The organism is Bacillus sp. R86525, from assembly GCF_042466195.1.
Classification (GTDB): domain Bacteria; phylum Bacillota; class Bacilli; order Bacillales; family Bacillaceae_G; genus Bacillus_A; species Bacillus_A nitratireducens.
In genome coordinates this window covers 146,173-160,944 of the sequence record NZ_JAXHPX010000010.1, presented here as the reverse complement: position 1 = coordinate 160,944, position 14,772 = coordinate 146,173, and the positions used below count along the sequence as shown (strand labels likewise).

Sequence of the window (14,772 nt, the reverse complement as noted above, 5' to 3'; positions counted from 1 at the left end):
TCTATTTTATTGATAAAATTTCACATCAATACCAAATTAATGGAAATAGATGTAAGATTAATTTGTAAGTAAATTTTATTAAGGAGTGATAATTGTGAAACGAGTAATTGGTGTACTTTCCACAGGTTTATTAGCAGGTGCAATGTTATTTGGTGCTTCAAGCCCTCAGGCGTATGCGGAGTCCCCATCAAAGCCATACCAGGTCGTAACACCTGGAATTAATGGTGAACCAGCGACTATTGGTTTTGACGAAAAGTCAGATTTTGAAAATTTTTTAACTACACATCCAGTTCCTAAAAACTTCAAGATTCAACCTTTAGCTCAAATTTATTCTACTTTTTATTACGATAACGATTTGAAAGGTTCAAGTTTTACTGTAAATGCAAGTAGAAACCCAGTTATTATTGCAAACTTTGGTGGTTCAAACAATGATAATGTTTCCTCTGTACTTACACATTCTTTTGGAGATTATACAACTATCTATGAACATAATAACGCCCAAGGACATGCACTTGCTATTGTAAATAACGGCGGATATATTAATTTGACTAGTTTTAGTTTGGGGGATGGGGCTAGAACTTGGAATGATGAGGCCTCTTCAGCAATTGTGAAATCTAATTGAAATTTGCGAATTATACATTATAAAAAAGCTAGCATAAAGCTAGCTTTTTTATAATGTATAATGTGGGGTTGTGTTAACCAGGGGTACGGAAACGATTCTGGCCATTATTATGGGGATGGAAACAATGCGTACCGAACTTGCTACTGAAATGGGTATACAGCGGTTAGATTCTCTGCTTGAAATGGGACGTAAAAGTATCGAGGACGTGAGAGGCTACCTACATCAAATGGAGTCTCCGTGTCAATCGTCTTCCTTAATTCAATCTCTACAAAATCTTGGAGCCAAATTTCAGGAGCACGCTCAGGTAAATGTAAGTTTTAGGACATTCGGAGAGGAATATCAACTGTCTCGGCAAGCGAAGATAGCGTTCATTCGTTGCTTACAAGAATCTCTTACAAATGCAGTACGTCATGGTCAGGAGACTGAAATTATAGTTTCATTGCAGTTTGAACAACAATATACGAGGTTAGAAGTTCAAGATAACGGAAAAGGAAATGTAGAATGGCAGGAAGGCTTCGGTATGAATGCGATGAAAGAACGGGCAATGAATTTGCAAGGTCAATTGTCTGTATATACAAAGCCCGAGGAAGGAATGCTTGTTACATGTACCATACCGCGACAAACTGAAATAAAAGATGGACTTATTCGTTTGTTAATTGTAGACGATCAGCCATTTGTTCGGGAAAGTTTGAGGACACTACTCGATAGATATGAAGATTTAAATGTAGTCGGTTTGGCTGAGGATGGCAATCAAGCCATCGATTTGTGTGGGCGCCTTCAACCCCATGTTATACTTATGGATTTAGATATGCAGCACATGGATGGAATCGAAGCAACCAAAAAGATTAAGCAACAATGGCCACATATCCGCGTATTGATTTTTACAACCTTTCAGGATACCGAACAGGCGTTAGAATCATTTCGCAACGGTGCGGATGGTTTTTTACTCAAATCTATTGAAACGTTGGAGCTAGCTAATACGATCCGACTTATTCACAAAGGTGGGACACTAATTGATCAGGGAATGTCTCACAAAATATTTGAGAAGTTAGATGAGCAAAAAGAGACACCACAATCAAAAGCAACCGCTTATGAGCTAACAGCTAGGGGGATAGAAATATTGCAGTTAGTAGCAAAAGGACTTCGATACAATACGATAGCTTCAAGGCTATATTTATCGAATGGTACGGTCAGGAACTATGCTTCAACAGCTTACACAAAGTTAGGAGTGCGTAACAAGGAAGAAGCTGTCCACAAGGCTCTAGAAATTGGAATTATTGAATAAAAAAATGTTTTTTTGTTTCTTTACAGCAAAGGAAAATGTAGTTACAAGATACAATAAAGGATAAACTTACGAATTTAATTGAGTATCATTTTTGATAGGTAATTTTTTTAATAAAGTTAACCCTGTTTTAAAAAACTTTAAATAGCGTTACTACATTCAGTACGTAGTAACACTATTGTTTTCTATATATGATTTTATTGCTTTGATTTACAAAGAAAATTTAGCCATAAAAAGTGCACCCCAGAACGAAAATTTGTGCTAACTTGTAACAAAAATCTCCTTCAAAAAAAGAAGGGCGCCTACGCATCTTTCTTTTGTAATTCACTCGTACTCTCTTTAGCATCCAAAATTCCTTCTGAATCACTTTAATGCATCATTGTACGGACCTAATTGCTTTTTAGAAAAGTAATGACTTGTCTCCTTACTTTTCAGTAACATATTTCCTTTTATAATTAAAAAATAGGTAGCTACTAGAAAATAGATTAGCCCTAATATCCAATCCAAATTTGTAGCTAAATTGTGTAAAAGAACATATCTCATATATGCATAACCAATCGGAACATGTAGTAATACAACCGCACCTAATCCTGGGTTGTATATTGTTTTAGCTTTTATATTCGCAAAAATCCCATGCCATATGAATTGAAAAAATCCCATTAAAATAGGTGCCAACCCAAGCCATATAATATTTGGAAAGAAAACCGGAAGTAAATAAAAAACATACGCAATCAAAACATTTATTACCATAGCAGATTGCGTATTTAATGGATAGCGATCTGGTATATCACTTTTAAATATAACTACATTAAACAGACCAGCGAAATAACCTGGCCAACGATACTCTTCAAATTGATGCACTAAAATGGCTACAAAACTTAACGCTAACAGTACTTTTATTTCACTCATTTCTCCAAAATTCGCGACTAAACAACCTACGACAACAATAGCCACAACTAACCCTACATCACACCAGTGCTTTCTAAAGAAACTAGTCATCTCTATCACCCACTATCTCAATTTTTATAAAAATAGCGTTCAAATAGGAAGTCAATTTGTTTTTCTACAGGCAGTATTCTTATATCTGCCCCTGATTCAAGAATTGGCATCATTAATGCTGGAAGAAAAATGGATCCGAATATTTGCACTGTCATCATCATTAAAATTTCCTGATCCGTTTCATTTGTTATTTCACTCAAAATATTCTTCACTTTACTAAAACCGAGCCTCTTCAAAAAATCTCCATATTCGTATTGAGATGTAAATACCGTAGTTCCCTTTGCAATAATTTTCCTTACTAACTCAGGGTATTGCTGAATTACTAGTACATAATCAAATAAAAATATTTTTAATCTTTCTTTCGCTGGCACTGTAATATCATCTAAAATAGAAAAAGTTCCTTGAAAGCTAATTAATAAGACTTTAATCGTCTCACTAATCAACTTTTCTTTTGAACCAAAATGGTAATTTACAAGCGCGATATTTGTATCTGACAATGCCGCAATTTTTCTTATTGTTACACTTTCGAAACCTTCGCCTTTAATTAACTCCAATGTTGTATTTAAAATCTTTTCTTTCGTTGATATGTTTTCATTTTCCCTCAATTTATCTCCCCCTCTAGAATTTATTAATTAAACAACATTTTAAACATCGTTTAACTTCATGGTATCACCTTCAATTTTTAAATTCAATTTAATCCTTTCGACATTTCCCTACATTTTTTATGATTTATTCTATACAAAAAGCGTGAAAATGCTAAACTGTTCACGCTTTTTGTATTTGTACTGTTATACACCAGCTCCTACTTTATATTCCACACATAAAATAAATTTCTAAAAATAATTTAAAACTATCTATATACCAATACGTAAAGAAAAAAATATTGTAACTTCCTCCGAAAAAAACTAAAATAACAATTTCCTGAATATTCTAATAGAGGTCACCATACATCGCTATCAATCTAAGATAAATTTGTATCCATATAATCAAAAAAACGCTATTCTTTTTGTAGAAATATACAGAAAGGATGGCGTTTTGTATGACTCTATCGATTCAAGATCAGTTTCATTTATTTGCTGAAGAGCTACAGCGATATCTATCTCCAAGTAGCCTTCAACAGCTCGCACAGGAGACTGGTTTCGTAAAACGTAAAAGTAAGTATGTCGCACGAGATTTGGCCGCTTTATGTATTTGGATTAGTCAACACGTAGCAAGCGATTCTCTTACTCGATTATGTAGTCAACTTTATGCAAATACAGCTACACTCATGAGTCCAGAAGGACTCAATCAACGCTTTAATCCAGAAGCTGTCGCATTTCTTCGAGAAGTCTTTACTTCTCTTCTCACACAAAAACTCTGTTCCAATCACTCACTTTCTGCACATATAATCTCTACTTTCAATCGTATCCGTTGTATGATGGCTATCCATACTTCCCTAATTCAACAAAAAATGTTAATGAATTAGAATTCATTTTAAAATTCCTTCATCATTTTTCTGAGTTCGTAGATGATAGCAGTATTAAGTAATGGACATATTTTTTATTACAAAATCGAGGCATTACTGCTAACTCTTTTAAACTATATTTTCAAACAAAGGAATAATAAAAGAGTATCAATGCGGTAATATAGTTCTATACAAAATAGTACCAGTATTAAAATAAACAATAAATGCACCTTCGATAAATGAAGGTGTATTTTTTCATTTCTATCGCCTTTAAATAATTTATTACATTGGTTAATTTATAGATGGGATAGCACAACATGCCCATCTAGCTAAATTTTTAAAGTATCCCCAAAACGAAAATTTTATCCTGTCATAGTTATCCAAAGGAATTTATATGGATTTTTCATTTTGGGGAAGAATGTGTTTCTTAACTTGATAGCCATGGAATACCGCCAGCATCAAGCTAGGAAATGCAAATACCCCCTGAACTAAATCTTCAAAATAACTGACTGTAGAAAAAGATTATTTTCATTTCTCTCTATTATTTTACTAAAATCATTATTGGCACTAGCTTATTTTACAATCCTTTTACGGATTGCTATTACGACTGCCTGCGTGCGATCTTCAGCACCGAACTTTTGAAGTATGCGGTGAACATGTGTCTTCACCGTGCTTTCACCAATATAGAGCTTTTTGGCAATTTCTCCGTTACGTAAACCGTACGCCATCTGTTGTAACACTTCCAATTCACGATCCGTTAGCGGCTCAATCGCCTGGACGTCAGAAGTAAACTCCTCTGCCTGCCGCAACTGCTGCGATGAGCGGACAACGTGACTAATCACTTTTGCGGCGACCGTTGTACGGAAAATTGCTTCACCTTTCCAGGCAGCTCGAATGGCATCAACGAGTTCTTCTGGTTCCGCATCCTTAAGTAAATAACCTACCGCTCCCGCCCGAATACCGTCGTAAACATAATCTTCCTGATCGAACGTGGTCAAAATTATGACTTTGCACAACGGATTAACCTCAATTATGTTACGAGTAGCTTCAATTCCGCCGCCCTCCGGCATTTGAACGTCCATCAGTACCACATCGGGATGAATACGATTTGCCAACAAAGCAGCTTGGTTTCCGCCAGTTGCTTCCCCAACGACCTCCATGTCCTCCTGTGCGTTTATTATGAACCGTAAACCATGTCGGACCAATGATTGATCATCCACAATTAGAACCCGGATCGAATGCATAGTCAATTCCTGTCACCTTCCTTTTACCCACCCTCATGCAACGGTATTAAAACTATAAGCTTTAGGCCATGGGTATCTACCGCACGAATCCGTAAAGTCCCGCCTACTCTCTCGCTTCTAGCCTTCATGCTCGACATACCTAAACCGGACAAAATTGGAGTTTTATCAGTCCATATCCCATTGTCAGTTACCGACATTGTCAGTACTCCCTCACTTTCTGAGACCACAACATCAACGTGGGAAGCATGAGCGTGACGGATAACATTGGTGAGCGCCTCCTGAAGAATCCGGTATAAAGATTCTGAAACTTCTGTATCAACACTACTAATCGAACCATCAACAGTGAGTGCAATGTCTAACTGCCCCTGCTCCCGGACTTGCTTCACCAAGCTTTGCAAGGCTACCAAGCCAAGTCCTGCTTCATCAACCGCCATATGGTGAACGACCGTACGTACGTCCTGCAAGCAGCGACGTGCCACTTCCAAAGTAGTTTTCAGCGAAATATCAGCTTCCGCTACATCCTCTTTCATGATATAAGGCAGTGCCTGAAGCTGGACGATGACCGACGTTAATCCATGTCCGATGCTGTCGTGAAGATCACACGAAATCCGATTTCTCTCTTCCAATACAGCAAACCATAGTAAGCGAACAGTCGCTTTCTCCAAATCTTGGTGCGTTTGTTGAAGCTCTGTGTGAGCCTTCTCCAATTCGGCATGTACTTCCCGCAACTGTTCGTAGTGTCGTTTGCTCATTTCGGCCGCTTCCCGTTTCAATTTCACTCCCCAAAACATCGCGTAAGTACCAGCATCCACGATTGAATAGACAAGAATCTTTTCTGTTTGCTCTCTCAGTAGAAAGAAAACAAGTGCATCCGCCGCGATTATAGCGCCCGTCAACAAAACAGATGATTGGGTGGGCATCCGTAGTACTATATATCCTATAAGATATAAGACGAGGACGACGGCTGTACTTTCCACATCAAAAATTACCCAATACATTGCCGTCAACATCCACGTTCCGATTACGAAAGCAATGCGGGTACGTTCCTCCCACATCCTTTCAGGTAACCAAAGTAGAGCCAAATAAGCAAAGCTGACTACCAATCCAGCTACCAATTTAGGAAAAGATGTTACTTTTGCTGTCCCTATGAGGAAGTTGTACAGCAACAACAAGCTTAAAATAATAGTTCGACTACAATTGAGTACATATTGACCTAAAACTGCAAGATGCTGTTTAATTTGCATATATGAGCCTCCTGCAAAATTGTTATTTCTATTATAACAACTGACACACCACCTAACTAGCAGCTCTGCCCCCCGTTAGTTGTTTATATTTCAAGTAAATAACATAACGACGGGTGATAACACTGCCAAGCGGAATAAACAACAATGCTGTACTTAAGGAAAGTAAAGCATGTTGTGCTCCCCAACTGCCCACAAGTAAGCGTAGCAACATGACTACCAGAAAAATAACGACGCCGGCAATGGAACCTTGTGAAGTTGCTTTCCCCGTTACTGGATTGATACATACTTTCTCCAGCTTTCCTCTCCATGCGCCGATCGCTAGACCGACAAACAGACAGATCAAATAAAGAAAGAAACTCCCCCCGCTCAAATCAATCTGCTTCATGCTGGAAAAAATTAAATAAACAAATAGTGCAGGTGTAATCCATAAACGGGACGGCCGGATTTCTTTTTCCCTTAAAGATAATAAAATGACAATAGCCAAAATGATAAGATAATTAATCATGTTTCTCCTACTCCTCTTCCTTTTTTTAGGGTATATAATTAATATAAGCACCAGCGGCCAAATAAAAGTCCATCTACAGGTTGATTTTTCCGTTCCATCTTCAGATTGAATAACAGCAGTTGATTGATTTCACCTGCCGGCCGTATGTTGTCTGATTATCCCAGAGCAGTTTTTATGTTTATAGTACAAAAACTATAAAACATATTCTATAAATCTAAAAAGCATATAGATACTGGTATTAATACTATAAAAGAAGAGGTTAGATGAATTTTATTATGAAAATCAACAAAATAAATACAAATCAATCAACTGAATGTTTAAAAAACTTGAAATACCCTTTATGCTCATGAAGGAAATCATTTAATGTTCTAGGCTCTTTCCCAATTAATTTTTTCACAGTGTCTGTTGGATTTTCCTGTACTTTTATAGACATAGTCTAGATTTCCACAATGTGATTTGCTAACCAAATAGGTATTTTTATATATTTGAAATTCATAATAATGGATAAATGGATCATATTTCATCGCGTCTTCAAATAAACCAATTCGCTAGGGAAGTACAACCACTTTTGTGACTCCAAAATAAAATTATAGGGAAGTCCTTATGGAAATGTGGAATACGGCCGCCATATTCAATGAGATTTTTGATATTATCATTCATGATACACAGTTCTCCTCTGTTATACATTATTTTCACTGCCACAAAAAACAAAATTTCCCATTAAATACTTATCAAAAATAAAATATTAATCACTTTTAGCATTGTATTTAAATGTTATAGTGAAGGTACTTATTTTTATAGAGAAATCCTAGGAAATTGAAAATAACTTATATACGGATATTAGATATAACCTTATAAATGTTGGCACTTTTTTATGTAATTATATCTCTGTAATTACATACGTTTTCACTAATATATAAATTTTCATTTCTTAATCCCTCAAATATAGTTAGTACAAATTAATAAATATCCAGGTATTACAAGAGGTACTTAGCTTCTCTCTAGAATTATAATCGGTGTTTCCCCAATGGCTTTAGCGGTAAAGATGGATGCATCCGTAGCACTCCGATTAGCAATCTAAATGATAAGATATGTGAGAATATAGGACCATATCCCATGCAATTCTAGATACTAATTTCTTAGAGATGAATTTTTTATTCTTTTTCATTTGGCATAAATTCGCAAAGAAAAAGATTATTACTATGGAAACCTCAGAATTTCATAGTAATAATCTTTTTAAAATAAATAAAGGTTCTGGTGCAAAAATAAAACAAAAGAGAATAAAGCACATAGATTTCTAACGGAATCGTATCTTATATTGCAAGTCCAAACAATTGATGGATGAATTCTTTTTGATTTTGGACAGACTGGTTCCGTAAAGTAATCTGTTCTTTTTTAATCATATGCATGGCTTCTATTCCAGAAAGAATGGATGTAGCTGTGTCAAAAGATTTAAGACCTAGCATAGAACGGATTCGCTTTTTTATAAAGCGATGATCTTGTTCTACTATGTTATTCAAGTACTTTTGTTGTCTAAGTCGCATACCGCTAGGTATGCTTTTTTCTTTTTTTAACTGTTCAATTGCTATCGGATAAGCTGGATTCTTATCGACTGTTATAACACGTGGCTTTGAAACATGAAAAGATCGCAAAGCTTTCTTGAAAAAGCGCCTTGAGCCTTATGATCTCTTGTTTTGCTTAGGCAAAAATCGATTGTGTTTCCGTTCAAATCAACAGCACGATACAGGTACATCCATTGACCTTTTACTTTGATATATGTTTCATCGACTCTCCAAGAGTCATTTATTTGTTTGAGGTAACGTCGGATCCGTTTGTCCAATTCAGGACCATACTGATGAACCCAACGCATAATCGTTGTATGAGAAATGGATAAACCCCGTTCCTCCAGCATTTCCACCAAATCACGAAAACTTAGGTTGTACCGTAGGTACCATCTTACCGTTAATAAAATAATATCAGGCTGATAGTGCTTCTATTTGAACCAATTTTTCTTTTCCATACCGATCACACACCTTTTTAGAGTAATAGTATCAGTATGTCCAAGTTTTAGAGATTACTTGTAATTACCTTGAAGTTTTTGCACCAGAACCGGAATAACAACTATTTTAATAATCAATGCATTGAAACCTGTGATAATGATATAAATGCTTTAGAAGTAGCCATCTTCAAGTCAAGTTACTTCAGGCGTTCTTTCAAAACTAGATACTATCTATAGTGATTAAATCAATTTTATTCCTCAACACCTAACATATGAAATTTAGGCCACTAATAATAATATATTGAGTGGATCTTTCGTCTATTGTTCTTTAAAAAAGGATCTGCCCCACATTAGGTCCTTTTTTAGATTTGGAATCTATTAAAGTGGCATTTCCGTTCGACATTAGTATATCTATACATACTGAAAATAATAACTGTACATAAGTACTAGTACTTATGTCGTTTCTAAAATGAAAAAACTTCATAGAATACAATATAGGACAAGTTTTATCATAATCTCGTCCTAATAAATTTGAAAAGGAGATGAATATCAAATGACTATTATACCTCCATTTATAGCTTCTAGGAGATTTACCTCCACGCTAGGTGCAGGAACAGGGACAGGTGCTGCGTTTGCGATTGCTGCTACAGCTTGTCTAAATGATGCTGGCGTGACAGCTACAGCGTTCCCTACTTTTACGTACTATAATCTCTATGTGAACGGGGTATTACAACCTGGTTCAAATTCTAGTGTTACTACAGGCCCAACTGGTGCTATCACAATCCCAGGTGGAGACACATTAGATCCAGGAATTCCAATTACCGTTGAATTTATCGTATCTTAATCAGCATCTTTTGTTTTTGGACAGATTTCTTTCATGGAGAATTTGTCCTTTTTTGATTAATAGTAAGGTTTCGCTCCCTCCTTATTCCACTTCTTCATTTAAATAACGAATTTTTTTAAATGCTAAATATACATTAAAAATGTACACATAATAATTTTAATAATGATTGGATAGATTAGATTTATATTAACTATATTTATACGAGCTTTAGCAACATAAAAAGACCACAAACCCTTCATAAATAATTGGTTTGTGATCTTTTTATTCTTATCCCTACTCAAACAAAAATTAATTATTTTTTTAAATCAACAGTATGATTTAAATATCCTATTCCCCTTTTACCTTTATATAAATTTGCCTCATTTCTCTATAAATCGTTCATTTCAGGAGCCAATAATAGCCCATTCTTCCATCATTTTCACTAAATCTTGAAAATTTAGATTGTACCGGAGATTTCAAGGTACCGTTAATAAGGTTTATAAGTTGAATACGTTACCTTTCCCATACTGGTCACAGACCTTTTATAGAATAATTATTAGTAGAGCCCAATTCACCAGAGTTATTGCACTATTCGGACTAAAACAACATATTAAAGGTTCTGTTGCAAAGTTTCCTACATGAAGCTACACTCTAGAAAACAGGATATAGGAGAATCAGACATGAGGTACTTTAAAGGAAAACAATATATCATTTTAGTAGCTGTCGGCTACTACTGCCGTTTTTCTTTAAGTTATCGTGATGTATCTGAAATCCTGAAAGAACGTGGTATTTCAGTTCATCCAACAACCATCATGCGATGGGTTCATGAATATGGAAATCTCATCTATCAAATTTGGAAAGTAAAAAATAAATCTGCACGCTTATCTTGGCATTTGGATGAGACGTATATCAAAGTTAAGGGAGAATGGCGCTATCTCTATCGTGCAATTGATAAAGATGGAAACACGTTGGATATTCAACTTCGTAAAAAACGGGATCATCAGGCTGCCTATGCCTTTATGAAAAGATGAGTAAAACATTTTGGAGAACCAACAGTTCTCACTACAGACAATGCTCCGTCCTTGCTTTGTGCGTTCAAAGAACTGAAGAAGAACGGCTTTTATGCACGTACAAAACATTGTACCGTTAAATATCTCAATAACCTGATTGAACAGGATCATAGGCATGTAAAGAGGCGTTTTGCCAAATCAGCAGGATTTCAAAATCTTCGTCATGCTTCACGAACCATAAAAGGAATTGAAACGATTCAGGCCATAAATAAACAAAGACGAAGTCTTGAATCAGACTCCGTCTTTTCAGTGTACAAAGAACTACAGCAATGAGTAGCAATTGCTTAAAGTCCATTTCCAATCTGTAGACCTCTCTATATTTTTTCTAACTTTGCAACAGAACTGTTATTCTTCTCTAATTACATCTATAACATTATCCTTTTGAATTTTCCGAAGCGGTATTAGTACCGCTACATAACTAATCAACAGTGCAGTTATAAATGTGATAAAGATAGATTGATAAGGAATAATCCATTCAAAAGACACCATATTCGAAAGCGCTACATAAAGAATATATGAAAGCATACAGCCGAAAAAGATTCCTTGTATACTTCCAAAGAGACCGTACAGGAGTCCTTCATAAGTAATCATCTTTTTCAAATCCTTTTGCGACATACCAATCGATTTTAAAGCAGCTAGTTCTTTTCTTCTCATAATGATGCTGACTGTTATGGTATTTAAAATATTCACACAACCAATCAGTGTAATAACAGCTATAAATCCGTACCCTAATATTTTTATATAAAGTATATTATCTTTATGGAAATTACTTTGAACAATATTATTTTTTACATCGATAGATGCATCTCCACCAAGTTTCTTTTGTATATCTAAAATTGTAGCATCAGCCTGAGATTGATTCTCTAAATCAATTTCAAAACCTGTTAATTTGTGTGGAGATGGTGTAAGAAATTCGGCTATTTGTTCACTAGTAATAAAAGTTATGGTATCCATTACTCTGCTCATATTAAAAATATCCAATTCTACAATTGCAGCTATTTTTAAAGTTTCTAGTTTTTCTTCATTGTAGGAGATTTCCTCTGTAGATTTTCTTTCCTGCTGACTTGTTATTTGGATTTCATCCCCTACCTGAAAAGTGCTTAGCGAACCTATATATTTTTTACTTGTATTCATATCATTTGATGCAGCTTGTTTTACTAAAATAACCTCTTTTTCACGATTTAATTTTGAAATATCAATCCTTCCACTAGTTACATTTTCAGCTAGTTTCTTTAAACTATTCTCATCGTATGCTTTTATTTGTGTTTTCACAATTTCTACAGTTTGATTATTATATTTTACTTTTTGATACAGCGATTCATTTCCTTGTAATTCTTTAATTTGCTTATTTTTTGGTACTTTCGTATAAAAATCATGTGCCTGATATTGCTTGTACAGCTTCTCTACGTTATTAATTTTATAAAGATTTCGACTCATATGATCTATGCCAGGCCTGTCTAAATCCGAATTAACCGAAACTGATATGTCCGATTTTAGAGCTTGAATTTCCGGTTGTTTACGCTGAATGACAGTATCAATGAGAAAAGTAAACGTGATATACAGTACACTACTTATAATAATAGACAAGATTGTAACTGTATATCTATTGGGATTCCTTTGTATATTTTTTAATGCCATACTTAACGGAAAAGATAGTGGTTTCTTTATTTTTGTTCTCTTTTTCTTCTTTATTTTATCTTTTTTTATAGCTAATCGGCTACTTACGGCCAGTAACGGTGAAATTCTACCTGCAAAAAAAGCAGGAAAATAACTTGAAATATAGACTGTTATCAATGTAATTAAAGAACTTACACATATAATGAACCAATCTAATTTAATTGTATATCCCATAGCGTTTTTAAGTACGTTTATCAGTACTTGATTAAGTGAAAAGACTACTAATATACTGCACAAAATCCCAAAAAAGATAGCAATAATAGAAAGAAATGTTGCTTCTCTTATCACAATTTTTCTAATTTGTTTTTTGGTAGCTCCTATACTTCTCAATAACCCAAACTGTTTCATTCGCTCTACTATACTAATTTGAAATGCATTGTAAATAATAACAATCGTAGAAATCACAACAATCCCAATACTAATAGTGGCTGCCACCATGATCTCCACACTAGGCTTTAAGGCTTTCTTTAATTCGTCATTTACTTTTATATTTTCTTTATTCGTCAATAATTTAAATTGATTTTCAACTTCATCAAAATTTGCGTACTTATTGAATTCAATCAATACGCTACCTTCTCCAACTTTAAACTTATTTTTATATGTCAATAATTGACCTGTTTTATTTTCCTGAGTACTACTAGACTTATTTAGCAAACCAACAAGTTTATATTTTTTTTCATGAATAGTAAACATACCGCCTACTTTAAGATTGGGCCCAAAGTAAGGTAGCATCCATTTTTCCAAAACAGCCTCGTTTTCATTTGAAGGTAGCTTACCTTGTACAGAAATACCAGAATTTAATAGTTTTAATGCTTGTTGATCTGCATACATATAAGAGACAGCTATCTCATCAACATTGAGTGTCTCTCCTGGAGTGATGATGCCATAAGAAGATATATTCGGATTACTTTTTATCATATTGAAAAGTTTTTGATTATAATTTTCAACTGATATATTTGCGGAACCCATAGGACCTTTTTTAGCATTTTCAATTCCCGAAGTGTATCCGCTATTAAAAAACAATCCAATCGTTGTTATTAGCGCCAGTGCTAAAATAATACCTGCTAATGTTAGCAGAGTCCGTTTTATATTACTTCTGAGATATTTTTGACTTAACTGTTTGTAACTACGAATCAATACTCCTCCCCTCCACATTTTGCTTGATTTTGCACTAATTGTTTATCTGAAATAATCATGCCATCTGCAATGGTTATAATTCGATCAGAGTTTGATGCGATAGCAGGGTCATGGGTAATTAAAATCACCGTCTGATTATATTTTTTAGCCGTTACTTTTAATAAATTCAGAACTTCTTTTGTATTTTTTGTATCTAGATTTCCGGTTGGTTCATCCGCTAAGATAATATCAGGTTTATTTATAAGAGATCTACCAATAGATACCCTTTGTTGTTGACCACCCGATAATTCGGATGGCAAATGATCTCGTCTTTCATTTAACCCTAGAGTTCGTATAATTTCATCCAGGTAATGTTCATCTACCTGTTCCTCATCCAATAGAGCTGGCAAAGCAATATTTTCTTGTACATTCAAGACAGGAATCAAATTAAAAAACTGAAATATAAAGCCAACTTTTCTTCGGCGAAAAATAGATAGTTCATTATCTTTATAATTGTAGATATTTTCACCTCCTATAAACACATTTCCTGAACTCGGACGATCCAGCCCTCCTAAAATATGCAATAACGTACTTTTACCAGAACCTGACGCTCCAACTATGGTTACGAATTCTCCTCTATGAATGGAAAGATTAATTCCTTTTAACGCCTGTACTTGCGTTTCTCCCTCTCCATATGTTTTTACTACATTTTCTAATCTAACAACCTTCATACAACTCATCCTTTTC

Annotated in this window: 9 protein-coding genes and 5 pseudogenes; 5 read left to right on the top strand and 9 right to left on the bottom strand. The window is 34.8% G+C overall.

The genetic code is table 11. The features are described 5' to 3' along the window. The first annotated feature begins 94 nt into the window (after positions 1–94). Together SJY24_RS30920 and SJY24_RS30915 are read left to right on the top strand one after the other, a co-directional pair. Positions 95–622: a hypothetical protein gene (locus SJY24_RS30920; protein ID WP_377867443.1), complete on the top strand. Its 528-nt coding sequence runs from the start codon at positions 95–97 to the stop codon at positions 620–622. A gap of 100 nt (positions 623–722) precedes the next feature. Continuing rightward, positions 723–1,907 (top strand): annotated as a pseudogene (locus SJY24_RS30915) (response regulator); the annotation flags it as partial. Between the two features lie 360 nt (positions 1,908–2,267). On the opposite strand, the gene SJY24_RS30910 reads toward SJY24_RS30915, so the two are convergent. Both SJY24_RS30910 and SJY24_RS30905 read right to left on the bottom strand, forming a co-directional pair. Further along, positions 2,268–2,912, bottom strand: a complete 645-nt coding sequence (locus SJY24_RS30910) for an HXXEE domain-containing protein (protein ID WP_377867442.1) — start codon at positions 2,910–2,912, stop codon at positions 2,268–2,270. Positions 2,913–2,920: 8 nt separating this feature from the next. After that, a complete protein-coding gene (locus tag SJY24_RS30905) occupies positions 2,921–3,508 on the bottom strand; it encodes a TetR/AcrR family transcriptional regulator (protein WP_377867441.1) in 588 nt (195 codons plus the stop codon). Positions 3,509–3,942: 434 nt separating this feature from the next. Here SJY24_RS30905 and SJY24_RS30900 point away from each other — a divergent pair. Then, a pseudogene (locus tag SJY24_RS30900) lies at positions 3,943–4,326 on the top strand (IS4 family transposase); the annotation flags it as partial. A 593-nt stretch (positions 4,327–4,919) separates the two neighbouring features. On the opposite strand, the gene SJY24_RS30895 reads toward SJY24_RS30900, so the two are convergent. The 5 genes and pseudogenes from SJY24_RS30895 to SJY24_RS30875 all read right to left on the bottom strand — a co-directional run bounded on the left by SJY24_RS30895 (position 4,920) and on the right by SJY24_RS30875 (position 9,315). Beyond that, positions 4,920–5,597 (bottom strand): response regulator, encoded by a 678-nt coding sequence (locus SJY24_RS30895; protein ID WP_377867440.1) that lies wholly within the window; start codon positions 5,595–5,597, stop codon positions 4,920–4,922. 17 nt (positions 5,598–5,614) lie between these two features. Beyond that, complete coding sequence (locus SJY24_RS30890) at positions 5,615–6,835, bottom strand: sensor histidine kinase (protein WP_377867439.1); 1,221 nt, start codon at positions 6,833–6,835, stop codon at positions 5,615–5,617. 52 nt (positions 6,836–6,887) lie between these two features. Further along, a complete protein-coding gene (locus SJY24_RS30885; protein ID WP_377867438.1) occupies positions 6,888–7,340 on the bottom strand; it encodes a hypothetical protein in 453 nt (150 codons plus the stop codon). A gap of 473 nt (positions 7,341–7,813) precedes the next feature. After that, positions 7,814–8,000: pseudogene (locus SJY24_RS30880) on the bottom strand (sulfotransferase family 2 domain-containing protein); the annotation flags it as partial. A gap of 653 nt (positions 8,001–8,653) precedes the next feature. Further along, positions 8,654–9,315 (bottom strand): annotated as a pseudogene (locus tag SJY24_RS30875) (IS6 family transposase). Between the two features lie 577 nt (positions 9,316–9,892). Between SJY24_RS30875 and SJY24_RS30870 the strand changes: the two are divergent. Both SJY24_RS30870 and SJY24_RS30865 read left to right on the top strand, forming a co-directional pair. Next, positions 9,893–10,183, top strand: coding sequence for a DUF4183 domain-containing protein (locus SJY24_RS30870; RefSeq protein WP_377867437.1), 291 nt, complete (start codon positions 9,893–9,895; stop codon positions 10,181–10,183). 659 nt (positions 10,184–10,842) lie between these two features. Continuing rightward, positions 10,843–11,505: pseudogene (locus SJY24_RS30865) on the top strand (IS6 family transposase). Between the two features lie 72 nt (positions 11,506–11,577). Here SJY24_RS30865 and SJY24_RS30860 read toward each other — a convergent pair. Both SJY24_RS30860 and SJY24_RS30855 read right to left on the bottom strand, forming a co-directional pair. After that, positions 11,578–14,046, bottom strand: a complete 2,469-nt coding sequence (locus SJY24_RS30860) for an ABC transporter permease (RefSeq protein WP_377867436.1) — start codon at positions 14,044–14,046, stop codon at positions 11,578–11,580. After that, positions 14,043–14,756 (bottom strand): ABC transporter ATP-binding protein, encoded by a 714-nt coding sequence (locus SJY24_RS30855; RefSeq protein WP_377867435.1) that lies wholly within the window; start codon positions 14,754–14,756, stop codon positions 14,043–14,045. The genes SJY24_RS30860 and SJY24_RS30855 overlap by 4 nt, the downstream gene beginning before the upstream one ends. Positions 14,757–14,772: the final 16 nt, after the last annotated feature.